23 protein-coding genes and 1 pseudogene are annotated in these 24,915 nt (G+C 63.0%); 16 read left to right on the top strand and 8 right to left on the bottom strand.

Annotated features, from left to right (window positions below):
- Positions 1-31 precede the first annotated feature (31 nt).
- Positions 32-748, bottom strand: a pseudogene (mtgA, locus tag LZ518_RS04120) (monofunctional biosynthetic peptidoglycan transglycosylase); the annotation flags it as partial.
- Positions 749-796: 48 nt separating this feature from the next.
- On the opposite strand from mtgA, the gene LZ518_RS04115 reads away from it, so the two are divergent.
- From LZ518_RS04115 to LZ518_RS04105, 3 genes are read left to right on the top strand one after another with little or no spacing between them, the layout of a single operon-like run.
- Entirely contained in the window at positions 797-1,648 is an 852-nt protein-coding gene (locus tag LZ518_RS04115; RefSeq protein ID WP_249914758.1) for an NAD-dependent epimerase/dehydratase family protein, read from the top strand.
- A 45-nt stretch (positions 1,649-1,693) separates the two neighbouring features.
- The gene (alaS, locus tag LZ518_RS04110; protein ID WP_249914757.1) at positions 1,694-4,357 is read left to right on the top strand and encodes an alanine--tRNA ligase; all 2,664 of its coding nucleotides are present in this window, start codon (positions 1,694-1,696) and stop codon (positions 4,355-4,357) included.
- On the top strand, positions 4,354-4,794 hold the full coding sequence (locus LZ518_RS04105; RefSeq protein WP_249914756.1) for a GFA family protein: 441 nt from the start codon (positions 4,354-4,356) through the stop codon (positions 4,792-4,794). Before alaS ends, LZ518_RS04105 begins: the two co-directional genes overlap by 4 nt.
- On the opposite strand, the gene LZ518_RS04100 is transcribed toward LZ518_RS04105, so the two are convergent.
- Positions 4,778-6,544 carry a cation:proton antiporter domain-containing protein gene (locus LZ518_RS04100; RefSeq protein ID WP_249914755.1) on the bottom strand — a complete coding sequence of 589 codons (1,767 nt, stop codon included), beginning with the start codon at positions 6,542-6,544 and terminating at the stop codon, positions 4,778-4,780. The genes LZ518_RS04105 and LZ518_RS04100 overlap by 17 nt on opposite strands.
- 34 nt (positions 6,545-6,578) lie before the next feature.
- Positions 6,579-7,808: an NADP-dependent isocitrate dehydrogenase gene (locus tag LZ518_RS04095; protein ID WP_249914754.1), complete on the bottom strand. Its 1,230-nt coding sequence runs from the start codon at positions 7,806-7,808 to the stop codon at positions 6,579-6,581.
- A gap of 111 nt (positions 7,809-7,919) precedes the next feature.
- Between LZ518_RS04095 and LZ518_RS04090 the strand changes: the two genes are divergently transcribed.
- A complete protein-coding gene (locus LZ518_RS04090) occupies positions 7,920-8,651 on the top strand; it encodes a phosphatidylserine decarboxylase (protein WP_249914753.1) in 732 nt (243 codons plus the stop codon).
- Entirely contained in the window at positions 8,648-9,427 is a 780-nt protein-coding gene (locus tag LZ518_RS04085) for a CDP-alcohol phosphatidyltransferase family protein (protein ID WP_249914752.1), read from the top strand. The genes LZ518_RS04090 and LZ518_RS04085 overlap by 4 nt, the downstream gene beginning before the upstream one ends.
- Here the strand turns inward: LZ518_RS04085 and LZ518_RS04080 are convergent.
- The gene (locus LZ518_RS04080) at positions 9,378-9,593 is read right to left on the bottom strand and encodes a hypothetical protein (RefSeq protein ID WP_249914751.1); all 216 of its coding nucleotides are present in this window, start codon (positions 9,591-9,593) and stop codon (positions 9,378-9,380) included. The genes LZ518_RS04085 and LZ518_RS04080 overlap by 50 nt on opposite strands.
- Positions 9,594-9,820: 227 nt before the next feature.
- On the opposite strand from LZ518_RS04080, the gene rpsB reads away from it, so the two are divergent.
- Positions 9,821-10,576: a 30S ribosomal protein S2 gene (gene rpsB / locus LZ518_RS04075; RefSeq protein ID WP_249914750.1), complete on the top strand. Its 756-nt coding sequence runs from the start codon at positions 9,821-9,823 to the stop codon at positions 10,574-10,576.
- 97 nt (positions 10,577-10,673) lie between these two features.
- A complete protein-coding gene (gene tsf, locus LZ518_RS04070) occupies positions 10,674-11,618 on the top strand; it encodes a translation elongation factor Ts (RefSeq protein WP_249914749.1) in 945 nt (314 codons plus the stop codon).
- A 30-nt stretch (positions 11,619-11,648) separates the two neighbouring features.
- Here tsf and LZ518_RS04065 read toward each other — a convergent pair whose 3' ends face one another.
- Positions 11,649-13,592 carry a toll/interleukin-1 receptor domain-containing protein gene (locus LZ518_RS04065; protein WP_249914748.1) on the bottom strand — a complete coding sequence of 648 codons (1,944 nt, stop codon included), beginning with the start codon at positions 13,590-13,592 and terminating at the stop codon, positions 11,649-11,651.
- A gap of 151 nt (positions 13,593-13,743) precedes the next feature.
- On the opposite strand from LZ518_RS04065, the gene pyrH reads away from it, so the two are divergent.
- From pyrH to fabZ, 9 genes are all read left to right on the top strand, one after another.
- On the top strand, positions 13,744-14,466 hold the full coding sequence (gene pyrH, locus LZ518_RS04060) for a UMP kinase (protein WP_249914747.1): 723 nt from the start codon (positions 13,744-13,746) through the stop codon (positions 14,464-14,466).
- A gap of 3 nt (positions 14,467-14,469) precedes the next feature.
- Positions 14,470-15,027: a ribosome recycling factor gene (frr, locus tag LZ518_RS04055; RefSeq protein ID WP_249914746.1), complete on the top strand. Its 558-nt coding sequence runs from the start codon at positions 14,470-14,472 to the stop codon at positions 15,025-15,027.
- Between the two features lie 80 nt (positions 15,028-15,107).
- Complete coding sequence (gene uppS / locus LZ518_RS04050; RefSeq protein WP_249916495.1) at positions 15,108-15,776, top strand: polyprenyl diphosphate synthase; 669 nt, start codon at positions 15,108-15,110, stop codon at positions 15,774-15,776.
- On the top strand, positions 15,773-16,420 hold the full coding sequence (locus LZ518_RS04045) for a phosphatidate cytidylyltransferase (protein ID WP_249914745.1): 648 nt from the start codon (positions 15,773-15,775) through the stop codon (positions 16,418-16,420). The genes uppS and LZ518_RS04045 overlap by 4 nt, the downstream gene beginning before the upstream one ends.
- The gene (locus LZ518_RS04040; protein ID WP_249914744.1) at positions 16,417-17,580 is read left to right on the top strand and encodes a 1-deoxy-D-xylulose-5-phosphate reductoisomerase; all 1,164 of its coding nucleotides are present in this window, start codon (positions 16,417-16,419) and stop codon (positions 17,578-17,580) included. The genes LZ518_RS04045 and LZ518_RS04040 overlap by 4 nt, the downstream gene beginning before the upstream one ends.
- The gene (gene rseP / locus LZ518_RS04035) at positions 17,580-18,710 is read left to right on the top strand and encodes an RIP metalloprotease RseP (protein ID WP_249914743.1); all 1,131 of its coding nucleotides are present in this window, start codon (positions 17,580-17,582) and stop codon (positions 18,708-18,710) included. The genes LZ518_RS04040 and rseP overlap by 1 nt, the downstream gene beginning before the upstream one ends.
- A 76-nt stretch (positions 18,711-18,786) precedes the next feature.
- Complete coding sequence (gene bamA / locus LZ518_RS04030) at positions 18,787-21,507, top strand: outer membrane protein assembly factor BamA (RefSeq protein WP_249914742.1); 2,721 nt, start codon at positions 18,787-18,789, stop codon at positions 21,505-21,507.
- On the top strand, positions 21,507-22,094 hold the full coding sequence (locus tag LZ518_RS04025; RefSeq protein ID WP_249914741.1) for an OmpH family outer membrane protein: 588 nt from the start codon (positions 21,507-21,509) through the stop codon (positions 22,092-22,094). Before bamA ends, LZ518_RS04025 begins: the two co-directional genes overlap by 1 nt.
- Positions 22,091-22,567 (top strand): 3-hydroxyacyl-ACP dehydratase FabZ, encoded by a 477-nt coding sequence (gene fabZ / locus LZ518_RS04020; protein WP_348538665.1) that lies wholly within the window; start codon positions 22,091-22,093, stop codon positions 22,565-22,567. Before LZ518_RS04025 ends, fabZ begins: the two co-directional genes overlap by 4 nt.
- Here fabZ and LZ518_RS04015 read toward each other — a convergent pair.
- The 3 genes from LZ518_RS04015 to LZ518_RS04005 are packed head-to-tail and all read right to left on the bottom strand — an operon-like array spanning position 22,557 to position 24,912.
- Positions 22,557-23,258 (bottom strand): ABC transporter ATP-binding protein, encoded by a 702-nt coding sequence (locus LZ518_RS04015; RefSeq protein WP_249914740.1) that lies wholly within the window; start codon positions 23,256-23,258, stop codon positions 22,557-22,559. The two genes, fabZ and LZ518_RS04015, sit on opposite strands and share 11 nt — an antisense overlap.
- On the bottom strand, positions 23,255-24,211 hold the full coding sequence (locus tag LZ518_RS04010; RefSeq protein WP_249914739.1) for a FecCD family ABC transporter permease: 957 nt from the start codon (positions 24,209-24,211) through the stop codon (positions 23,255-23,257). Before LZ518_RS04010 ends, LZ518_RS04015 begins: the two co-directional genes overlap by 4 nt.
- Positions 24,208-24,912 (bottom strand): TroA family protein, encoded by a 705-nt coding sequence (locus LZ518_RS04005; protein WP_249914738.1) that lies wholly within the window; start codon positions 24,910-24,912, stop codon positions 24,208-24,210. Before LZ518_RS04005 ends, LZ518_RS04010 begins: the two co-directional genes overlap by 4 nt.
- Between the last annotated feature and the right edge of the window lie 3 nt (positions 24,913-24,915).

Here is a 24,915-nt window from a genome sequence, read left to right as displayed (position 1 = left end):
CCTTGTCCTTGGGCACGGTCGAGCCGGCGTAGACGCAGGAATCGAGCCCGTCGCGGCGGACTTGGCCGATCCGCGCGGCAATGGTGTTGCCATAGCGGCGGGTGAAGCCCTTGGGCGCAATCGCCCCACGCTTCTTCGGCAGCGGCAGGATCGCCGCGATCCGAGCCGCTTCGGTCGCCGACAGGGCGCTGGCGTCATGGCCGAAATAGCGCTCCGCCCCGGCATTGGCGCCATAGGTGCCGATCCCGGTTTCGGCGACGTTCAGATAGACCTCCATGATCCGCCGCTTCCCCCACAGATGCTCGATCAGGAAGGTGAAGTAGGCCTCAACCCCTTTGCGGGCATAGCCGCCGCCCTGCCACAGAAAGACATTCTTGGCGGTCTGCTGGCTGATCGTCGAACCGCCGCGGATCCGGCCGCCCGAGGCATTGCGCCGGGCGGCATCGCTGATTGCGTCCCAATCGAAGCCCGAATGCTGGCAGAATTTTCCGTCCTCGGCGGCAATCGCGGCACGGACCATATCACGGTCCATCTCGCCCAGGCTCATCCAGTCCTTGGCGACCCCTCGCCCGGCGAAGAAGTCGCCAAGCATGGTCGCGGTAATCGGTGGCGGAATGAATCGGTAGGCCGCGACCCAGGCGATGCTGAGCAGGAGCAGGCCAAGGATAATCCGCCACAGCCAGCCGAAGAAGCCGCGGCCCTTGCGCTTGCGGCGGTAGCTCGGGATGGTGGACGAACGCTTGGCCATGGGCGATGCCTAATCAGGCTTTGGCGCGGAGGCAATTAGGGGAGGGAAATGCGCGTCCTGGTAACCGGTGCGGCGGGGTTGATCGGCAGCGGGGTCGTGGCCCGGCTGGCCGCCCGACATGACGTCATCGGCCTCGACCTGCGGCCCGGCACGCAGGTTAGCATCGTCGGCGACTGCCACGATGTGGCGGAGTGGCGTCATCGGCTGGGGACCATTGACGCAATCGTCCACACCGCGGCGCTACATGCGCCTCACGTGGGCAGCCGCAGCGACGCCGATTTCCACCGGACCAATGTCAAGGCGACCGCAAGGCTGCTCGACCTGGCCGTTGATTCCGGTGCCGGCCATTTCGTCCTGACCAGCACCACCTCGCTCTACGGCCATGCGCTGGAGCCCGACGGCGTGTCGGTCTGGGTCGACGAACGGCTCGATCCGGAGCCGCGCGACATTTACGACCAAACCAAATTCGACGGCGAGCGATTGGTGGCCTCGGCAGGCGGGAAGATGACCGTGACGTCATTGCGCATGTCGCGTTGCTTCCCCGAGCCTGCGCCGGACATGGCGTGGTATCGGCTGTATCGTGGCATCGACCGCCGCGACGTGGCCGAGGCGCATGCGCTCGCGCTCGAACGGTCCGGACCCCCTGCAACCTATGTGATCAGTGGCGCGACGCCTTTCCGGCGCGATGATTGCGAAGAATTGGCTCGCGAAGCTTCAGCGGTCATCAAGCGTCGCTGCCCCGGCCTGATCGAGCGGATGGCGCGAAAGGGCTGGCAACCTCCCAATTCGATCGACCGCATCTACGATGGGGGGCTAGCGGCCAGAGAGCTCGGCTTTATCCCGCGCCATGGCGTCGATTCCTGCCTAGCCGGCGACTGGGACCCGCCCCCGCCGCAATGACGGCACGTCTTGCCGCGTTGCAGCAAGAACCGTATCTGACACGGCATGACATCGACTAACGACATCCGCCGCAGCTTCCTCGACTATTTTGAGAAGAACGGCCACGCGCGGGTGCAGTCGGCGCCACTGGTTCCGCACAACGATCCGACCCTGATGTTCGTCAACGCCGGGATGGTGCCGTTCAAGAATGTCTTCACCGGGCTGGAAACGCGTCCATATTCGACCGCGGTCAGCAGTCAGAAGTGCGTCCGCGCCGGCGGCAAGCATAATGACCTCGACAATGTCGGCTACACGTCGCGCCATCACACCTTCTTTGAAATGCTGGGGAATTTCTCCTTCGGCGACTATTTCAAGGAGCAGGCGATCCACCATGCCTGGACGCTGATCACCAAGGAGTGGGGGCTTCATCCCGACCGGCTGACCGCGACGGTCTACCACACCGACGACGAAGCCTATGACTTGTGGAAGAAGGTTGCCGGGCTGCCGGAAAGCCGCATCATCCGCATCCCCACAAAGGACAATTTCTGGGCGATGGGCGATGACGGCCCATGCGGCCCCTGTTCCGAGATTTTCTTCGACCATGGCGACCATATCCCCGGCGGACCTCCGGGATCGCCCGATGAGGACGGTGACCGGTTCGTCGAGATCTGGAACCTCGTGTTCATGCAGTTCGAACAGGCGGCGGGCGAAATCGTCTCCGAACTGCCCAAGAAAAGCATCGACACCGGCATGGGCCTCGAGCGGGTGGCGGCCGTGCTTCAGGGCGTCACCGACAATTATGACACCGACACGTTCAAGGCGCTGATCGCCGCCAGCGAGGAGCTGACCAGGACCCGCGCCGAAGGCGATCAGCAGGCCTCCCACCGGGTCATCGCCGACCATCTTCGCGCTTCGGGCTTCCTGGTCGCCGACGGAGTTCTCCCGGCCAATGAGGGGCGGGGCTATGTCCTTCGCCGAATCATGCGCCGCGCCATGCGCCACGCCCATCTGCTCGGCGCCAAGGATCCGCTGATGTACCGGCTGGTCCCCGAACTTGTGGCGGAAATGGGCAGCGCATTCCCCGAGCTCATCCGTGCCCAGCCGCTGATCGAGGCGACGCTGTTCCAGGAGGAAACCCGCTTCCGCCAGACGCTGGCCAACGGCCTCAAGCTGCTCGACGAGGCGACCTCCGCCATGAGCGACGGGGGCACCTTGCCGGGCGAGACCGCCTTCAAGCTCTATGACACCTTCGGCTTTCCGTACGACCTGACCGAGGATGCGCTTCGCGCCCGCGGGTTGCACGTCGACCGGGCCGGCTTCGACGCTTCCATGGCTGAGCAAAAAGCCGCTGCTCGCGCGGCCTGGAAGGGCTCGGGCGAAAAGGCGTCCGACGATCTTTGGTACGACATCGTCGAAGCGCTCGGGCCGACCGAATTTACCGGCTATTCCGGCCATGACGGCGAAGGCGTCGTGCTCGAAATGATCAAGGACGGGCTCCGCGTAAACGAGGCCAAGGAAGGCGACACGGTCACCATCATATTGAACCAGACGCCCTTCTATGCCGAAAGCGGCGGGCAGGTCGGCGACTCCGGAAAACTAAGCTCCCTCATTGGCTTCGAAGGAATTGTTGAGGCTACTTCGAAGCCGCTTGGAAAGCTTCACGCGCTTCGGACCAAGGTCGCCAAAGGGGCGGTCAATGTCGGTGACGTGCTGCAGCAGAAGGTCGACGTCGAACGGCGGACCGCGACCCGTGCCAATCATAGCGCGACGCACCTCCTCCATGCCGCGCTGCGTAACCGCCTTGGTGAGCATGTGACCCAGAAAGGCAGCCTGGTCGCTCCTGACCGCTTGCGGTTCGATTTTTCGCACCCCCAGGCGCTGACGACCGAGGAAATCGCCCGGATCGAAGCCGATGTGAACGCCGAAATCCGCGCCAATGAGCCGGTCGTCACCCGGCTGATGACGCCCGACGAGGCGGTGCAGTCTGGCGCGCTTGCCCTGTTCGGCGAAAAATATGGCGACGAGGTTCGCGTGCTCAGCATGGGGCGCGAAGACGACAGCCGCTATTATTCGGTCGAGCTGTGCGGTGGCACCCACGTCGCCGCGACCGGCGACATCGGTATCTTCAAGATCATTTCCGAAAGTGCCGTTTCGTCCGGGGTCCGTCGCATCGAGGCGCTGACCGGCGAGGTGGCGCGCCAATGGCTCAACTCGCGCGACGAGAAGCTTAGGGAAACCGCTGCGGCATTAAAGGCGTCCCCGGAAGAGGTTCCGGCCCGCGTCGCCGCGCTGGTCGAGAATGCCCGCAAGCTGGAGCGCGAGCTGGCCGACGCCAAAAGGGCGCTGGCGATGGGCGGCGGTGGCGGGTCCAAGGACGAAGCCGCCGGGCCGGAGCAGGTCGGCGGTCACGCCTTCCTGGGGCAGGTCGTCGAAGGGCTCGATCCCAAGAGCCTGCGGAGCGAAATCGATGGCATGAAGCAGCGGCTCGGCAGCGGCGTGGCTGCATTGGTGGCCGTCAACGAAGGACGCGGCAGCGTGGCCGTCGGCGTGACCGAAGACCTCGCCGGCCAGGTCAGCGCGGTCGAACTGGTCAAGGCCGCGGTAGAGGCGCTGGGCGGACAGGGCGGCGGTGGCCGGCCGGATATGGCCCAAGGCGGCGGGCCGGATGGGTCCAGGGCCCAGGAAGCGCTTCAGGCCGTGCGGGAGGCCCTTGAAAAGGTCGCGGCATGATTGACGTCACGTCGAACGATCCGCTCACACTCAACGGCCAATGCCATTGCGGCGCGGTGAAATTTACGGCGGAACTGCCACTTGGACTGGCTTCGGCCCGGCGCTGCACCTGCAGCATCTGCCGAATGCGCGGTGCGATCGCCGTTACCTCGACCCACGACGGGTTCAAGATAGTTGAAGGCGCGGACAAGCTCGCGACATACCGCTTCAATACCCGCACGGCCGAACATCATTTCTGCATCCAATGTGGCATTTACACGCACCACAAGCGGCGTTCGAACCCCAACCAGCTCGGGGTCAACGTGGCTTGCCTGGACGGGCTGTCGCCGTTCGATTTCCATGAAGTGGTGGTCTATGACGGGCAGCGCCATCCCGGCGACAATCCGACCCATACGACCTTCACCGCGGGAACGCTGACCTTCACTCCGGCGAGCTGACCGAGTCCCGCATCCTGCGCCGCCCAAGGCTAGGCTCGACGTCCAGCTGGCCGGCTTCCATGATCCGGCTGCGTAGCTCGCTGCGCTTTTCGTGGATCGAGGCGATCACTGGCCCCATCGCGACGCCAATGTCGACGAGGACCGCTTCCGAGAGCTGGAGCGATGCTTCCAATGCTTCCGGGACCGCATCGGTTACGCCGGCGCGATATAGCGCCGCGGCATGGTCGGTGTCCCGTGCCCGGGCAATGATCGGCGTTGCCGGATGATCGGCTCTCAGGCGTTTCGCTATTCGGGCCGTCAACACGGGATCGTCCATCGTCAGGACCACGGCCTTGGCCTGGTCGAGGTCGAGCTTCACGATCAGTTCGCGTCTCGAAACATCGCCGTAAATAACGGAATAGCCCTGCTTTCTCGCTTCAGAAAACCCATCGATGTCGCTGTCGATCGCAAGGTAGGGCCGGTCATGCTCGGCCAGCATGTCGGCCACCATTTGCCCGACGCGGCCGAAGCCGAAAATCACCGTCTTCCCTGCGGCAGGGCCAAGATCCACGTCCTGGGCGTCGGCCTGCCTGACCCGCCGTGCCATGTAGCGGCCGATGCTCGCCAATGCTGGGGTAAGCGTGAGGCCGATGGCGGTGGCCGCCGACCAAAAGCTGACCGTCTCGGTTGAAAGGATGCCGGCAAGTCCTGCTGCTCCCAGGACGATCAGGGTGGTTTCGGAGGGGCTGGCCATCAAGATCCCGGTTTCGCGGGCCACGGCGGGAGACGCTCCGGCCAATTTCAGCAACAGGCCGGTCACAATCGCCTTTATCACCAGTACGCCGGCCAGCGCGCCCAGTAGCATTGGCCATTGCCCGACCAGCGCGCCGACATCGATCATCATTCCGACCGAAATCAGGAAGATGCCCAGGGCAAGCCCCTTGAACGGCTCGATCACCACTTCGACCTCGTTGCGGTAATCGGTCTCCGCGATGACGAGACCCGCGACCAGCGCGCCCATGATGGTCGACATGCCAGCAGAGGCGCTGACCGCGGCCGACAGGATGACCACGAGTAGGGTGATGGCCATGAACAGTTCGGGCTTCTTTGCTCGCGCGGCCTGGGCGAACAGGGCCGGGAGGATGAAACGGCCGATCACCAGGATGGCGATGACCACTGCCACTCCCTGAAGCGCGATTAGGCCAAGCCCGCTGGCGGCCTTGCCCGCAGCCCCGACCAGGAACAGCATCGGAACCAGCGCCAGATCTTCGAACAGCAGCATCGCAAGCGCCGCTCGGCCGACCTGGCTGTGCGTGCCCGAAATCGGCAGCACGAGTGCGGTGGACGACAGCGCCAACGCCAGCGCCAACCATAGCGCCGGCTCAAGCTGCCAGCCGAACAGGACCAGCGCGCCGCCGATCAGTGCGGCGGTGAGGAGCAGCTCGGCGGCTCCGATCCCGAACACCATCGTCCGCATTCCGACCAGGCGGCGGAAGCTGAGCTCAAGCCCGATCGAAAAAAGCAGGAAGACAATGCCGAGCTCGGCAAATCGCTCGATCCCTGCCGGGTTGGAGATCGATATCCAGTCGAGCCAGGGGTAGCGGTCGGAGAGGGCGCCGAGCGCGAACGGGCCGGTGATTATCCCGACCAGGATGAAGCCGATGACCGGGTTGATTTTGAACCGGGCGAAGGTGGGAATGACGATGCCGGCGGCACCAAGGATGGTCAGCGTATCGCTGAGCGCCGGGGTAATGTGGAATCCGCCTGCCATGCCCTCTTGAAGCACGGCAGGCGGGTTGAGTCGATTATGCTCCGACCGCTTCGACGGTCATCGCCGCTTCGAGATTCTCGCGGATCGCCTCGAAGAATTGCTCGGTCGTCATCCAGGCCTGCTCCGGGCCGACGAGGAGCGCCAGGTCCTTGGTCATCTTGCCGCTCTCGACGGTTTCGACGCAGACCCGCTCCAGCGTCTCGGCGAAGCGAACCACGTCCGGCGTATCGTCGAGCCGGCCGCGGAACTTGAGCCCGCCGGTCCATGCGAAGATCGATGCGATCGGGTTGGTCGACGTGGCCTTGCCCTGCTGGTGCTGGCGGTAATGGCGGGTGACCGTGCCATGTGCCGCCTCCGCCTCGACTGTCTTGCCGTCCGGCGTCATCAGCACGGAGGTCATCAGGCCCAGCGAACCGAAGCCCTGGGCCACCTGATCCGACTGCACGTCGCCGTCATAATTCTTGCAGGCCCAGACGAACTTGCCGCTCCACTTCAGCGCGGAGGCAACCATGTCGTCGATCAGGCGATGCTGATATTCGATCCCGGCCTTGTCGAACGCCGCCTTGAACTCGGCGTCGTAGATTTCCTGGAAGATGTCCTTGAACCGCCCGTCATAGGCCTTCAGGATGGTGTTCTTGGTCGACAGATAGACCGGCCAGCCCCGCTGCAGCCCATAGTTAAGGCTCGCCCGCGCGAAATCGCGGATCGACGCATCCAAATTGTACATGCCCATGGCGACGCCGGCCTCGGGAAAGTCGAACACTTCATGCTCGATCACTTCGCCGCTCTCGCCGACCCATTTGATGGTGAGCTTGCCCTTGCCGGGCACCCTGAAATCGGTCGCCTTATACTGGTCGCCGAAGGCATGGCGGCCGACGACGATCGGATCGGTCCAGCCCGGAATCAGCCGCGGCACGTTCTGGATGACGATTGGCTCGCGGAAGATCGTGCCGCCAAGAATGTTGCGGATGGTGCCGTTGGGCGATTTCCACATCTTCTTGAGGCCGAATTCCTCGACGCGGGCCTCATCCGGCGTGATCGTCGCGCATTTCACGCCGACGCCATATTGCTTGATCGCCTCGGCGGCTTCGACCGTGATCTTGTCGTCGGTCTCGTCGCGCTTCTCGACGCCGAGGTCATAATATTTCAGGTCGATATCGAGGTAGGGCAGGATCAGCCGTTCGCGAATCCACTGCCAGATGATGCGGGTCATCTCGTCGCCGTCGAGCTCGACGACCGGGTTCTTCACCTTGATCTTGGCCATTTTTCTTACCTGTGCGGATTGGAGCGTCGGCGCGGGCCTTAGGCAGTCGTTATGCGATAGGCAACAGTCGCGCATTGCTCGGCGTTCCGGTTCCTCTTAAGGACTGCGCCCATGCCCGAAATTGACAAGCCCAACAGCCACCTCACGACCGTCAAGTGGCGCTTCCCTTCGGTCCATCCCGAAGGCCGCAAATATACGCTGATCGCCGCATTCGTTGCCTTGCTCAGCTACAGCATTGTGAGCCATTTTCTCGGCTGGCTGCTGGTTGGCCTGACGATCTGGGTCGCAGCCTTCTTTCGCGATCCGGTGCGCACCACGCCGGTCGACCCCAAGCTGATCGTGGCCCCGGCCGACGGATTGGTGACGATGATCAGCCGCGTGACCGCGCCGCCCGAGCTGGCGGGTGAGGGCGGCCTTAGCGGCGAATTCACCCGCGTATCGATTTTCATGAGTGTGTTCGACGTGCACATCAACCGCTCGCCCATTTCTGGAACCGTGCGCCGGATCCAGTACGTCCCGGGCAAATTTCTCAATGCCGATCTCGACAAGGCCAGCGAGGATAATGAGCGGCAGCATTTCCTGGTCGAGCGCGATGACGGCGCGCAGGTCGGCTTCACCCAGATCGCGGGCCTGGTCGCCCGGCGGATCCTGTCCTTCGTCAAGGAAGGCGACCGGGTCGAGGCCGGCGAGCGCATCGGCCTGATCCGCTTTGGCAGCCGGGTCGACGTCTACCTGCCGGCCGGAACGGGCAGCCAGGTGCTGCTCGGCCAGCGGACAATCGCCGGCGAGACGATCATTGGCGAGATTGGAATCGATCCGCAGCGCGGCGGCAGGAGCCAATGACCGGGGCAGGGGATCGCGGCGGGCTGCCGATCAGGGCATTCGCGCCCAACGCGATCACCGCGCTCGCTCTGTGTTTCGGCCTGACCGGGGTAAGGTTCGCGATCACCGGTGAATGGGCCCAGGCGCTGATCTGTATCGTCGGTGCTGGCGTGCTCGACGGTTTTGACGGGCGCATCGCCAGGCTGCTTCGTGCCCAGAGCAAATTTGGGGCCGAGCTCGACAGCCTCAGCGACAATATTGCGTTCGGCACCGCGCCCGCACTGATCATCTTTCTCTGGTCGTTGAAGGATGCGCCGCGGTTCGGCTGGATCGCGGCGCTGGCGCTGGCGGTTTGCTGCGCGCTCAGACTGGCGCGGTTCAATGCCCGAATCGATATCGACGAGCAGCCGCACAAGTCAGCCGGCTTCAATACCGGCGTTCCGGCGCCGGTCGGGGCAGGGCTGACCTTCGTACCCGTCTATCTGTGGCTGATCAGCGGCAATGAGATATTCCGCAATTGGCAACTGGTCCTGCCGTGGACGCTGTTCATTGCCATGCTGATGATTTCCAGCGTCCCAACCTACACCTGGGGCTCGATCCGAATCCGCCGCGGCTGGCGGCTTTCAGCGCTCGCCGGCGTGGCATTGCTAGGAGCCGCGCTTCTCAACGAGCCCTGGTGGACCCTGTTGGGCATTTCGGCGCTGTACCTCGCTTTGCTGCCCTTCAGCCTGGCCAGCTACGCCCGGGTCAAGCAGCGGCGCGCAGCTCTGGCTGCCAGGCCGGTCCAGACTCCGTAAAGGTCGAGGTGATGCGGATCACAGCCGGGCGAGCGGGGCGCGGCTCGGCCGCCCAGGACTGACCCCGCATCGCAGCGATAATCTTGGCTCCATCCTGCCGTGCCAGATCGCGTAAGCCCGCAATCGCGAAGCTGATCAGGGCAAGGGTGACAAAGGTAGCGAACATCGGCAATTCCTCCCTGTGTTGCCGCCAATGTTCTTATAATGTTCTCATCAGGTCAAGCATTTTTGTTCTGTGTTCGTTCCAACATGCGCCGCCACGCGGAAGCGCTTGAAATCGCTGGCTTCATCGGCTAGGGGGCCCCGCATCCCACAGGTGGAACCACCATACCGGTGCCAGCCGAACGGCTGGTGACACGGTTCCACCGAGGCATAACCGGAGGAGATATCCCTATGGCGACCAATGTCGTCACGATGCAGCAATTGCTCGAAGCTGGCGCCCATTTCGGCCACCAGACCCACCGCTGGAACCCGCGGATGAAGCCGTACATCTTCGGCGACCGTAACGGCGTTCACATCATCGACCTGTCGCAGAGCGTTCCGCTGTTCGCCCGCGCGCTCGATTTCGTTCAGCAGACCGTCGCCCGCGGCGGCAAGGTGCTGTTCGTCGGTACCAAGCGCCAGGCCCAGGATGCGGTTGCTGAGGCGGCCCGCGTCAGCGGCCAGCACTTCGTCAACCACCGCTGGCTCGGCGGCATGCTGACCAACTGGAAGACCATTTCCAACTCGATCAAGCGCTTCAAGAGCCTTGAGGAGCAGCTGTCGGGCGACACCGCCGGGCTCACCAAGAAGGAAGTGCTCCAGTTGACCCGCGAGCGCGACAAGCTCGAGAACTCGCTCGGCGGCATCCGCGACATGGGCGGGCTTCCCGATGTCATGTTCGTGATCGACACCAACAAGGAAGAGCTGGCGATCAAGGAAGCCAATGTCCTTGGCATCCCGGTCATTGCGATTCTGGATTCGAACTCGAACCCGCAGGGCATCGCTTTCCCGGTACCGGGCAACGACGACGCCAGCCGTGCCATCCGCCTCTACTGCGAAGCGATCGCCAATGCCGCCAACAGCGGCAAGACCGGCGGCGCCCAGGCTCGCGGCGAAGACATCGGCGAGATGGCTGAGCCGCCGGCCGAAGTGGCTCTGGAAGCTTAAGCGGACGAACACCATCTTTCGTTCGTCCCGAGCGAAGTCGAGGGACGCATCTCGACTTCGCTCGATGCGAACGGTTTTAGTTTCAAAGGAAGATCACATGGCTGAGATCACCGCTGCTTCGGTGAAGGAACTGCGCGAGCGCACTGGCGCCGGCATGATGGACTGCAAGAAGGCGCTGGCCGAAAATAACGGCGAGATGGAAGCGTCGGTCGATTGGCTGCGCGCCAAGGGCCTCGCCGCCGCCGCCAAGAAGGCCGGCCGCACCGCCGCCGAAGGTCTTGTCGGAGTTGCGGTCGAGGGCACCAAGGGCGCGGTCGTCGAGGTCAACTCGGAAACCGACTTCGTCGCCAAGAACGAGCAGTTCCAGGATTTCGTCCGCAACGTTGCCGGCCTCGCGCTCGCTACCGGCGGCGACGTCGAGGCACTTAGGGTAGCTGCCTATCCGACCGGCGGCACCGTCGAAGAAAAGCTGACCGACAACATTGCCACGATCGGCGAGAACCAGTCGCTGCGTCGCACTGCCGTCCTGGAGGTAACCCAGGGCGCGGTAGTCAGCTACGTCCATAATGCGGCGGCACCGGGCATGGGCAAGATCGGCGTTCTGGTGGCGCTGGAAAGTGCCGCTTCGGCCGACACGCTGACCGCGCTGGGCAAGCAGATTGCAATGCACATCGCCGCGGCCAACCCGCTGGCGCTGGACGCCGACGGCCTCGATCCGGCGATGCTGGAGCGCGAGCGCGCCATTGCGATCGAAAAGGCCAAGGAAAGCGGCAAGCCGGACAATATCGTCGAGAAGATGGTCGAAGGCACGATGGCCAAGTTCCGCAAGGAGAATGCCTTGCTGAGCCAGCTGTTCGTGATCGACAACAAGACCCCGGTCGCCGACGTCGTCGCCCAGGCCGGCAAGGACGCCGGCTCCACGATCGTGCTGAAGGCGTTCGAGCGCTTCCAGCTGGGCGAAGGCATTGAAAAGGCGGAAAGCGACTTTGCCGCCGAAGTCGCCGCCGTGGCCGGCGTCAAGAAGGACGAGCCGGTGGTTTAAGCCAACCAGGCCAGACTATTCAGGGGGCGGTCAGGCGTTGAGCTTGGCCGCCTCTTTTTTGCAGTCATAGGGAAGGTCGGGGTCAGCGCAAAAGTCCGGCCAGTCGCCGCTACGTTGCCAATAATCGAGCAGGCCCAGATGTGCCGCCACCTGCATGAAACGCGGATCAGCGCGAAGCTGCGCCTGCGGCGGGCGGAACAACATCTCGACAAAATAGGGAAATTGCCTCTCGTCCCTTGTGGCCAAGAGGACGTCGATCAGCTCAGCCGTTCGATCGAATTCGCCGAGCGTGACGATAACCTCCCCTGTCTCATTAATCCCCGGCCGGGATCGGTAAGTCGATAATGCCTGCGCTACCGCATGATCGACATTGGCTTTCGTTGGCTCAAGCCGTGCGCGCAGAAACGCTTCCTGCGTCCGGTTTCCTTCGACCTTGCCCGACTGGATGAGAAGTAGCGCATGTGCCGCCTCGGCCGCGTTCCCATAGCGCAAATCGAGCCGGTATCGAGAGTCCAGGATGGTACTGGCGTCCGGCCACAGCCGCTCGGCCTCGGCAAGCTCCGAACGCGCCGCATCGGTTCGGCCGGAATAGATGAGCGCTTGCAGATATGCACTGCGAATTGCGGGCGAGAGGGGATCGAGGCTGGCGGCGTGGCGCGCATCTTCAACCGCCGCGTCCATCCTCCCGACCAGCAGCATGACCAGGGAACGCCCCGCAAGGACAAATACATTGTCAGGATCGGCTTTTGCCGCGCGGTCGATCAGCTTGACCTCGCCATAGAAGTCTCGCCCCGGCAACAGCTCGATCTCGGCGACGTCTGCTTCGGGAATATTGGGATAAAGCCTTCGCGCTGACGCAATCAGTTGCCGATATTCGGGTGCGGCCTGCTCCTTTCCACGCTCGTCCAGGCCCTGATAGCGATTTGTTTCCGCTATCAGCAGCTTGGCCCATCCCGGCCTGAACTCCGGCGCATCCTTTGTGACCTGCAGAAGCATCGCGGACGCGCGGCTCGTGTCGTCGAAGAAGGTTTCGTCGAGCAGGGCGCAAGCATTGAGATAGGATTTGAAGACCGCTGGCTTGAGCGAAGTCGTTTTCGAAGAAAATCCGTCGAGCGCGCAGCCGAGGACCCGGGCCGCAGTGTAAGACGCCTGTTGCTTCAGGTCGGCGAACCCACCCGATCCCTGCCTGAAATCCCCCGACCAAAGAACAGTCCGATTCTTGCCCGCCAACAGCATAAGGCTTGCCGCGGGCGTAGTCTGACTGTCTGCCGAAACCTGAAATATGAAATCCGCTTCCTTCCCGCCTGACGCGCTCAGCTGCATCGACCCTGATTTGGCGGATTGAAGTGTCGTGAGCTTTACCAGCAGGTCACGGGCGAGCGGTTCAGCGTTCGGGTCGGAAGCGGTAACGGTCACGGACGGAACAGCAGCTTTGGCCTGCCAGGGGCGTGAAGTGATCAATCCCAGCACCAGGATAGTTAGCCCTATCACCAGCAATAGAATGCCGGACACGAGCCACGGGCCGCGCCCTAGCCTTGGGCTTACTCGAGGCCGTGCCCGCTTTGGCGTCGGCTCGACAGCTGGGGAGGCGCCTTTGTCCGCAAGCGATTCCACGGCTTCGTGCACCGCGGCCATCTGCTGCGAGCCGCCACGATCCGGCAGATCGATTGTCTGGAATTGCCTGAAGCCAAGTGGCGGCAGGGTTCCGTCAATCGTGACCGGAACCAGCCGCCCGGTGTCGCGCCCGACTGAAGCCTCGTCACGAACCCAGGCGGATTCGATCGAGTTTGCGGACCACAGGACGACGACAGCGTCAGCGGACTCAAGCGCTTCCTCGATTGCCTTCGAAAATTGCGCGCCGCCGCGGACATGGAGGTCCCACCAAACGGCGTGGCCCGCCTTTTCCAGTGCAGCTGCGACCGGGCGGGCTCGCTCGGTGTCGTCACGGTCATAGCTCAGGAAGACCTTGGCCATTGGCTGCCCCCAGCGAGAAGGGTTTTGGTCCGAATTCCTTTTGTGAGCAAGGAGGGCCGAATCTACACGGTTGGCAGAGGGGCGGGTGCGCCGTAAGAGCGCATCCGCCCCTTCGCATGTCTGGGCCCGACGAAAGAGGAACTGCCGCAATATGACCCGACCGCGCTTTCACCGCATCCTGCTGAAGCTGTCGGGTGAGGCATTGATGGGGCCGGGCCAGTTCGGGATCGATCCGGAAACGGTTGCCAGCATGGCCGGTGAGATAGCGGCCGCCAAGGAAGCCGGGCACGAGCTCTGCCTGGTCGTTGGCGGCGGCAACATCTTCCGGGGAATTGCCGGGGCCGCGCAGGGCTTCGATCGGGCGACCGGCGACTATATGGGCATGCTGGCGACGGTCATGAACGCGCTGGCCGTGCAGAACGCGCTGGAGAAAATCGGGATCGATACCCGTGTCCAGTCGGCCATTCCCATGTCGAGCGTGTGCGAACCTTACATCAGGCGCCGCGCCATGCGCCACATGGAGAAGGGCCGCATCGTGATTTTCGCCGCCGGCACCGGCAATCCCTATTTCACCACGGATACCGCGGCTGCCCTGCGCGCGGCTGAAATGGGGTGTCATGCCCTGTTCAAGGGCACCAGCGTCGACGGCGTCTACAATGCAGATCCCAAGAAGGTGCAGGACGCCAGCCGCTATGACACGCTGAGCTTCAATCGCGTGCTCGCCGACGATTTGAAGGTGATGGATGCCAGCGCAGTGGCGCTGTGCCGCGATAATAATATTCCGATTGTCGTGTTCAACATCCGCCAGCCGGGCAACCTCGCCGAGGTCCTGGCCGGGCGAGGAACCGCGACGATCGTTCAGAACGAGGAGTAGAGGATGCCCGCCTACGACAAGAATGACATCAACCGCCGGATGCACGGCGCTCTGGAAGTCCTGAAGCACGACCTGGCGGGACTGCGGACAGGCCGGGCATCGACCGCCTTGCTCGACCCGATCCAGGTCGAAGTCTATGGCGCCAATATGCCGATCAACCAGGTTGCGACGGTATCGGTGCCCGAACCGCGCCTGCTGACCGTCCAGGTTTGGGATCGGACCAATATCGGCCACGTGGAAAAGGCGATCCGCAATGCCGGCATCGGTATCAATCCGATCGTCGACGGTCAGTTGATCCGCCTGCCCATTCCCGACCTGACCGAGGAACGGCGCAAGGAACTGGCCAAGCTGGCGAGCCAATATGCCGAAAAAGCCCGGGTGGCCGTCCGCAACGTTCGCCGCGACGGCATGGATGACCTCAAGACCGACGAGAAAAAGCACGAGATCAGCGAAGACGAGCATAAGCGGCTTGGCGCCGAAGTGCAGAAGATGACCGACGAGACGATCAAGGAAATCGATGCCGCTGCTCATTCGAAGGAACAGGAAATCCTCGGCAAGTGACTTCCCGCGCTGCCCCGAAAGAGGGGGCACCAGTTCACGGCACCAGCGCCGGGGGCGTGCCTCGCCATGTCGCAATCATCATGGACGGCAATGGGCGCTGGGCCGCCAAGCGAGGCTTGCCCCGCGTTGCCGGCCACCGCGCCGGCGCCGAGGCGGTTCGCGCGGCGTTGAAGTCGGCTGCCAAAGCCGGGATAGAAGTACTTACGCTTTATGCCTTTTCTTCCGAGAATTGGCGACGGTCCGAGGAGGAGGTGAGCGACCTCAAGGGCCTTCTTGGATATTATCTCGAACGCGAGCTGGACGAATTGGATCGCCAGGGTGTCCGGTTGTTGCTGATCGGCGATCACACTGCTTTCGGTCCGCAGCTGGTCGAGCGGCTTGAGCGCGCCGTGGAACGGACGGCGGCGAACGATCGCCTGACGCTGGTTGTCGCGCTGAGCTATGGCGCAAGGAGCGAAATTGCGGGGGCGGCCCGCAAACTCGCCGCCAAGGTGAAGTCAGGCCTATTGGACCCGTCGGCGATCGACGAGGAGCTGTTCGGTTCCGAACTGATGACCGCTGGCCTGCCCGAGCTCGACCTGGTGATCCGCACTTCCGGCGAGAAACGGCTGTCGAACTTCCTCTTGTGGCAGGCGGCCTATGCCGAGCTGATCTTCATTGACACGCTTTGGCCGGATTTTGACGAAGCGGCGCTCGCAGCTGCTCTTGAGGAATATTCAGGGCGGCAGCGCAGGTTCGGCGGCCGATGAAGGAACTGGCTACCCGCACTGTGGTCGGCGTCCTGCTGATCGCGGTCGCGCTCGGCGCGGCGTTTCTTGGCGGCACGATTTTCGCCATCATGGTCGCCTTGATCGCGACGGTGATGTACGTCGAATGGTCGCGGATGCTGTCGAACTGGGGCGCCGCCTGGAAGGTCTATGGCTTTTTCTATTGCCTCTTGCCGGCCGTTTCCCTGCTCTGGATTCGCGAGCAGGCGGAATATGCTGGCATCGGCAGGGGCTCGGACCTTCTCATCTGGGTGTTCCTGGTGGTCTGGTCGACCGACATCGGAGCCTATTTTGCCGGTCGCGCCATCGGGGGTCCGAAACTGGCGCCCTCGATCAGTCCAAACAAGACGATCGCCGGCCTGGTCGGCGGCGTGATCAGCGCCGCGATCCTTGCCGGCTCCTGGGCGGTCTACATGGACCTGCCGTCGCACCTGTTGTGGCTGGCCGCCCTATTTGCGGTTGCGGCGCAACTTGGCGACCTGTTTGAGAGCGGGCTGAAGCGGCGCGCCGGCGTCAAGGACAGCGGCACCTGGCTGCCCGGTCATGGCGGATTGCTCGACAGGCTCGACGGACTGGTGCCGGTCGCAATGTTGACCGCGGGCCTGATGATGGTGGGCTGGCTATGAAGCGCCGTACCGTCTCGATCCTCGGAGCGACCGGCTCGGTCGGGACTTCGACGCTCGATCTCATCGAGCGCCATCCCGACAGGTTCGAGGTGGTTGCGCTGACAGCGGCCCGCAATGTCGAGGCGCTCGCCGATGCCGCACGCCGGACGAATGCCAGGCTGGCTGTCATTGATGATGAGACCCGACTTGCCGAGCTCCGGCAGCGGCTGCAAGGCAGTGGCTGCCGCGCCGCCACCGGCAAGGAGGCGCTGGCCGAAGCGGCGGCAGGCGAGGCCGAATGGGTCATGGCGGCGATCGTCGGATGTGCCGGGCTTGAACCGGTCATGGCGGCGATCGAAGCTGGCCGAACGGTTGCCCTCGCCAATAAGGAAAGCCTGGTTACCGCCGGCGCGCTGATGACCCAGGCGGCGGCCCGGTCGGGCGCCGAGATCCTGCCGGTCGACAGCGAGCACAACGCCATTTTCCAATGCCTGGCCGGCAATCGACCCGGCGACGTCGCCAAGCTGGTGCTTACCGCCAGCGGAGGGCCGTTCCGCACCAAGAGCCGCGACGAAATGGCGGCAATGACGCCCGAGCAGGCGGTGGCACATCCCAATTGGTCGATGGGCGCCAAGATCAGCGTCGATTCGGCGACGATGATGAACAAGGGGCTCGAGCTGATCGAGGCCCATCACCTGTTCGGCCTGCCGAGCGAGCGGATCGAAATCCTCGTGCATCCGCAATCAGTCATCCATTCGATGGTCGAATATGTCGACGGGTCGGTGCTGGCCCAGCTTGGCAGCCCGGATATGCGCATTCCGATCGCGCATGCGTTGGCATGGCCCGAGCGGATCGACACGCCGGCGCAACGCCTCGACCTGGCCCGGATCGCAAAGCTGACTTTCGAAGCGCCTGATTTTGAACGGTTCCCGGCATTGCAGGCGGCACGCTCGGCGCTTGAAGCCGGCGGGTCCGCGCCGACCGCGCTCAATGCCGCCAACGAGGAAGCCGTCTCCGCTTTCCTGCAGCGCAGGATTGGCTTCCTCGACATTATCGGCATTGTGTTGGAGACCATTGCCCGGACTGGCGTATCCGCGCCTCAATCCATCGCCGAAGTCATCGACATCGATCGGAAAGCAAGAGCAATGGCAAACAATCTGATGCGCGAGATGGCCGCCTGATGCTTGCCCAGCCGCCACTGTGGTTCATTATCATCGCCTTCCTTTGTGCGCTGGGACCGCTGGTCCTGTTTCACGAGCTTGGCCATTATTGGGTGGCACGCTGGCTCGGCGTTGGGGCCGAGCAATTCTCGATCGGCTTCGGACGCGAAGTGGCAGGCTGGACCGACAAGCGTGGGACCCGCTGGAAGATCGGCTGGCTGCCCTTGGGTGGCTATGTCCGCTTTGTCGGCGATATGAATGCGGCAAGCCAGCCTGGCGAAACGTCCAAGCTGCCGCCGGAAATTCGTGCCAAGTCATTTCACTTGAGGCCTTGGTGGCATCGTTTCCTGATCGTGCTGGCCGGGCCGGTCGCCAATTTCATTCTGGCCATCGCGATCTTCGCCGCATTTTTTGCGGTATTCGGGGAGCCGCGGACCTCGAACATGGTGAGCGCGGTGATCGCGGGTGGTCCGGCAGATATTGCCGGCATCGAGCCGGGCGACCGGATCCTGTCGGTCGCCAACCGCGCTACGGAATCCTTCGAGGACGTATATCAGGCCGTCACGCTTCGGCCGGATGAGAATGTCGATGTCGTCATTTCGCGCGATGGCGAACAGCGGCTCGTAAAAGTGCGTATCGGTGTAAAACTCGAACAGGACCGCTTCGGCCAGAAGTTCAAGGTCGGCCGCCTGGAGATATTGGGGAGCGAACGGCAATATGTTCCGCCGTCAGCCGTCAACCTGATCCCGTCCGCGACGGCCTACACCTTCAAAATCACCCAATGGATGATCGATGGCATATGGCAAATCCTGTCAGGCCGCCGTTCGGTCAAAGACCTTGGCGGGCCGCTGAAGATGGCACAAATCGCCGGCCAGCAAGCTAGCCTTGGTCCGTTTGAGTTCATCCAGCTGATCGCGCTCTTCTCTATAAATCTGGGGTTCATCAATCTCTTGCCAGTCCCTGTCCTGGATGGCGGACACCTTGTTTTCTATGCGGCGGAAGCCGTGCGGCGGCGGCCCGTCAGCGAACGGGCTCAGGAGTGGGCGTTTCGAGGCGGCCTTGCGCTGCTGCTTGCCCTGCTAATCATGGTAACTGTCAACGACTTGGCGTCTTTTGGCCTGTTTGAGCGACTTGGGCGCTTGATTGGATAGAAGGGTTGGGGCAGGGCGTGACAATCATCTGCGGCACCGCGGGCAGCGGGCCGCCCAGCAAATTAGGCGGGGAAGCGTGAGTTCCAGCACCACTCAATTTACCAAGCGGATCGGCGGGTTCCTGTTGGTCGGTACCATCCTTGGCGGCTGGTCCGCTCCCCTCCTGGCGCAGAATGCTCCCGCGCAAACGGCTCCAGCGCCGGCCGCGGTGACGCCGCCGCCGGCACCGGCACCGGCGCCGGCGCAGGCAATCTCCGGGACCATACGCTCGATCCGAGTGGACGGTTCGGAACGCCTCGAACCCGAGACGGTTCGCAGCTATTCGAACCTGTTCCCGGGTCAGGAATATAGCGCTGAATCACTCGATCAGGCGCTGAAAGACCTTTACGCTACCGAACTGTTCGCGGACGTGGTCATTACTGGCGCCGAGACCGGCAATTTGGTCGTTACGGTGCGTGAGAACCCGGTCATCAACCGCATCGTCCTGGAGGGCAACAAGCGCATCAAGGACGACAAGATTTCCCCGGAAATCAAGCTTTCGCCGCGACAGATCTTCACACGTTCGAAGGTCCGTGCCGACGTCGACCGGATTATCGAGCTTTACCGGCGGCAAGGGCGATTCGCGGCAACCGTCGAACCCAAGATCGTGCAGCTCGATCAAAACCGCGTGGACCTCATTTTTGAGATCAGCGAAGGCGACAAGTCCAAGGTCCGGGCGATCAATATCATCGGTAATCAGGAATATTCCGACGGCCGTCTGCGCAAGGAGATGTTCACCAAGGAAGCTGGCGGTCTGCTCGGCATTCTGAAGTCGAACGATAGCTATGATCCGGATCGCCTGGCCGCTGACCAGCAGAAGCTGCGAGCCTTTTACCTGACGCAGGGATATGCTGATTTTCGCGTGGTTTCGGCGCTGGCCGAACTTACCCCCGATCGCGAAGACTTCATCATCACCTACGTGATTGAGGAAGGGCCGCGATATAAATTTGGCACGGTCGAGGCCGAAAGCGAACTTCGCGATTTCCCGGCCGAATATATCAAGGCCGCGGTCCAGATTAAGCCCGGCAGCTGGTTCAATGCCAAGCAGGTCGAAGATGCGACGACCGGGCTTAATGAACTTGCTGGCTTGCGCGGCTATGCCTTCGCCGACGTGTCGCCCAATTTCGATCGTGACGCCGAAAAGCGCTTGATGAACCTCACTTTCCGGGTTGCAGAAACGCCGCGCGTCTATGTCGAGAGAATCAACATCCAGGGCAACACGGTTACCCGCGACAAGGTTATCCGGCGCGAGTTTCGCTTGAACGAGGGCGACGCCTTCAACGCTTTCAAGCTCAAGCGCAGTCAGGATCGAATCCAGAGCCTTGGTTTCTTCCAGGAAAATCTGGAGATCAAACAGGCGCAAGGTTCTTCCAGCGACCGCGTCAATCTCAATGTCGACCTGGAAGAAAAATCGACTGGCGAACTGCAGCTGTCCGCCGGCTATTCGAGCCTTGAACGGTTCATCCTGTCGGCGTCGGTCGCCCAGCGCAATTTCATGGGCAAGGGCCAGCAGCTGCAGACCGGAATTAGCTACTCGCGCTATTCGAAGGCGATCCAGGCCGGGTTCAGCGAACCCTATTTGTTCGACAAGAGCATCCTGCTTGGCGGCGAGGTATTCTATCGCGACTACAGCAGCTTCAACTTCCAGGGTAATAACCGCAACCAGACCTATGGCCAGCGCTCGATCGGAAGTTCGATCCGCTTGGGCTTCCCGGTCACGGAATATGTGAGCTTCGGTACCCGCTACTCGCTGGTTCAGGACAAGATCACGCTCGATGAAGATATCTTCTTTACCGACCCGGATTTTGTTGCCGATCCAGACGGCAATGGTCCGCTAACCTCGTCCAACGGCCCGCTTGATCCAGTGTGCGATCCGCGCAAGGCCAGCCGCTATCTCTGCCAGGAACTCGGCACTCGACTGAGTTCGGTGCTCGGCTATACGGCTGCCTTTGACGACACCAACGGCATTCATGCCACACGCGGACAGCGTGTGGTGTTCAATCAGGACTTTGCCGGGCTAGGGGGCGACACCAAATATATCAGGACGAGGATCGACGGGACGAAATATTTCGGCCTTCCGGCCGGCTTTATCCTCTCGATCCACGGAGAGGGCGGCTATATCCACCCGCTCTCGAAAGAGGATGAGGTCGGTCGCGATCCGATCCGCCTGACCGATCGTTTCTTCGGGCCGCAAATGCGTGGTTTCGATATCCGCGGAATTGGTCCTCGCATCATTCGTGTGCCCTATGTGGACGCGGATGTGCTGGATGACGAAGATTCAAAGAACGCCATTACCGACGCGCTTGGCGGCCGGGCCTTTTACATGGGTCGAGTGGAAGTCGAATTTCCAAACTCCTCCGCCCTCAAAAACCTCGGGCTTCGCCCGTCGGCTTTCGTAGATATCGGATCGGTGTGGAACTTGACGAAGCCGGTACTGCTCAACGATCCCGGTGCCTGCTCGGGTCCCGACGGATCGGACGCCGGTACGTCCGAAGACGTAATCAACCTGCTGCCTGGCCAAACCTGCGCCGAAGCGGCAGCCCCGCGGCCGGACGCTGCCGAATTCGACTTCATTCCGCGATCGGGCTTCAGGGAATTGTATCGCGGAGACTCGATCAAGCCACGTTTGTCGGTTGGCATTGGCGTAAACTGGGTTTCTCCGTTCGGCCCGCTGCGTATCGACATCGCCAAAGCTCTGCTGACGCAGAAGGGCGATGAAACCAAACTATTTTCATTCAACGTAGGAACACAATTCTAATGATTACTCGTCTTACCGCCGCGCTCGTCGTGGCTTCCGCTCTCGCTACTCCGGCGCTTGCCCAGCGCGTCCCCGCAGCTCAGGTCGCGGTTGTCGACCTTGCGCGGGTCGGTCGGGAATGCACCGCTTGCAAGACCGCTGGGACAGCATTGCAGTCACAGGTTGCCGCCTTCAACAGCCGCCGCACGCAGCTTAACACGCAGCTTCAGCCGGAGCGCACCTCGCTGCAGGCCGCGGTCACCGCATTGAATGGCAAGCAACCGGACGCGGCGCTGACGCAGCGCATCCAGGCGTTCCAGCAGAAGGAAGGAAGCGCGGCCCAGGAACTGGAGCGCCAGCAGAACCAGATCCAGCGCAACCAGGCTTATATTAGCCAGCAGATCAACGCCAAGCTTGCTCCGCTGCTTCAGCCCGCCATGGACAAGCGTGGCGCCAACATCCTGCTCGACAGTGAAGCGGCGTTGCGTTTCGCAACCACTGTCGACGTTACCAATGACGTTTTGGCCGCACTGAATGCGGTCCTGACGACGGTTTCGACGACCGCTCCGGCGCAGCCTGCCCAGCAGCAGAACCCGCAGGGCCGGTGAACGAAACCACCGAAAACGCCGCCATCGGGCCGCTGGATGTCCGGCGGGTGATGGCGGCGTTGCCGCATCGCTATCCGATGCTGCTAGTCGACCGGGTCGAACAGATTATCCCGGACCGATCGATCACCGCGATCAAGGCGGTGACCATGAATGAGGGCTTTTTCCAGGGTCACTTCCCGGGAAGGCCGATCATGCCCGGCGTGCTTATCGTCGAGGCGCTGGCCCAGGCCGCTGGAGTTCTGGCGGTGGAAAGCCTCGGTCTCGCTGACAGCGGCAAGCTGGTCTACTTCATGGCGATCGAAGGAGCCAAGTTCCGCAATCCGGTCGAACCAGGGTGCCTGCTGCGGCTCGACGTAGAGTTCGTCCAGAAGCGCGCGACGGTTTGCAAGTTCACCGGGCGGGCATCGGTCGACGGCAAGCTCGCCGCCGAAGCCAGCTTCACGGCGATGATCGCCGACCCGCCTAGCGCTTGATGGTCCAACCGCCGTTTGCGGGCCGTATCCTGAAGACTTCCTCGAAGCGCTCGCTGGCCGTCAGGCTGGCGGGCGCTTCGTCCATCTGGACCTTGCCATCGGCAATCAGGAGCGCCCGGCTGAAATGGCTGAGCTGAGCAAGGTCATGAACCGCGACGAGGACCGACTGACCGGACCGGGCGATATTTTCCAGGACCTCGATGATGTGGATGACCCAATAGGGATCGAGATTGGACAGAGGCTCGTCCAACAATAGGACTTGGGGGTTTCCAACCATCGCGCGGGCGAGAAGGATTCGAGCGCGTTCGCCGGTCGACAGGCGATTGACCGGGCGGTCCGCCATGCGCTCGAGTTCCAGCAGTGAGATGAGCTCGTCGATCCGGCAGTCATCCCGGCGGTCGAGCCCGAGAGCAATGACGTCACGGGCGGCAATCGGCCAGGTCACGTCGCGCGAGGCCGGGAGGAAGGACAGCAGCCTGCGGCGGCGGGCGATGGGCGCCTGATCGAGATCCTCGCCGTCGATCGCGACGACGCCCGCAGCGCCTTCGATCCGGGCGAGGGCACGCAGAAGGCTGGTCTTGCCGCCACCGTTGGGACCAACCAGCGCGACCAGCTCGCCCGCCCGGACGTCGAGGTTGGTCGGTTCGAGGCGGCCGGGAATCGCGACCTGGCGGGCGGCAAGTGACGTCATGCCGTCACCCTCCTCCGCATGGTCACCACCAGCCAGACGAACAGAGGGGTGCCGAACAGAGCGGTGACGACGCCGACCGGGATCGGACGGTCGAGCGGCACCGCGCGGACGACCAGGTCGGCAGCCGCGAGCAGGATAGCGCCGATCAATGCAGCGGGGACCATCGCCGAACCGGGGTGCCCACGGCTGAGCGTACGGCCAAACACCGGGGCGACCAATCCAACGAAGCCGATCGCCCCGGCGACGGAAACGCAAGCGCCAACTGCAATTGCGGAGAGAGCGATCACCTCCAGGGCGAGGCGGCGCGGCTTCAGGCCGAGCGAAGCAGAGACGTCTTCGCCAAGCGCGGTCAGGTCGAGCGCCCGGGCACGGCGCAGCAGCAGGGCGGAGGCAATCGCCGCCGGGATGAGCGCCGCGGCTGCCTGGGCGAGGCTACGGTCGGCGAAATTGCCCATCAGCCAATCATAGGCGTCGTAAAATGCAAAGGGCGAAGGGGCGAGCGCGAGGGCAAGGCTGGTCGCGGCCCCTGCGGCGAGTGAAATGGCAAGACCGGCCAGAAGCAAGGTGGTCGTGTCAGCCCTGCGCCCGGCTAGTGTGACCAGCAGCGCCAGCGTGCCGATCGCGCCGATGGCGCCGCAGGCCGCCAGCAGCAGCGGCTGGGTAAGGCCAAGCCAATAGCCGCCAACGACGGCGCCCAGTGCCGCTCCGCTCGATGCCCCGCTGATGTCGGGCGAGGCGAGAGGGTTTGCGAATATTGCCTGCAGGGCCGCGCCACTGATCCCCAGTACCGCGCCGTACCCAAGCACCAGCAGGGTCCGCGGCAGGCGAAGCTGGACCAGGATCAGGTCGGCCAGATCGGGATTGATGGCCCGGGCCTCGGCCAGCGGGCCCAGCGGCAAGAGCAGATGCGCCGCAATCGCGAGCAATAACCCAATTGCCAGCAAGGCCTTCACAAGGCGCTCCGCAGGCGCTCGACCTCGCCCAGCATCAATGGACCGGCACAGGTCCAGGGACGGCCGTCGATGGTGACGATCTTCGATACCTTCGGGCTGGCCAGCGGATGCTCGAGCCAAACCTGGCCCAGCGACCGCTCGGAACGGCGATAGGTCGAGCGTAGCAAGACAGCGGGCGGGTTCATCGCCAGCTGTTCAAGCGTGGCACGACCGCCGGGCAGCGCACGTTGCTCGAGCCCGCCCATCCGCATCCATTCCGCCTCGACCGATCGGGCGGCGACGCTATTGCCACCGGCGCCGAGGAAAATGGCGTCACGGGCGGGCGGTGCGGATCGCCGGAGGCCGGCCAGCTTCGCCTTCCAGGGGAGCGCGCGGCTTTCATCGCCCAATGCACGGGCAACCAATGTCATGCTGTTTGAAATATCGGCGATGGTCGCCGGATAGGGCAGGTCGAGCGTCCTAAGGCCCATCTGCCTGGCGATCATCACCGTCGATTTTCCGCCTCCGCCCATTGTAATCAACAAGTTGGGCCTAGTTCTTAAGGCACTTTCAAGGTCGCCGCGATTGCCAGGATAGCGTTGCCCGAGGCGCCAAAGCGACGAGTCCGCCGGATCGCGCGACAATCGGCTGACACTGGCGATCTCCTGCGGCCTGGCCAGCAGCAGGAGATATTCGTCAGCGCACATGTTGAGCGATGCCACCCT

The sequence above is a fragment of the Sphingomonas brevis genome (assembly GCF_023516505.1).
Taxonomy (GTDB): Bacteria; Pseudomonadota; Alphaproteobacteria; order Sphingomonadales; family Sphingomonadaceae; genus Sphingomicrobium; species Sphingomicrobium breve.
Note: the sequence above shows the minus strand (reverse complement) of the source record. Positions and strands in the feature narration are given on the sequence as shown.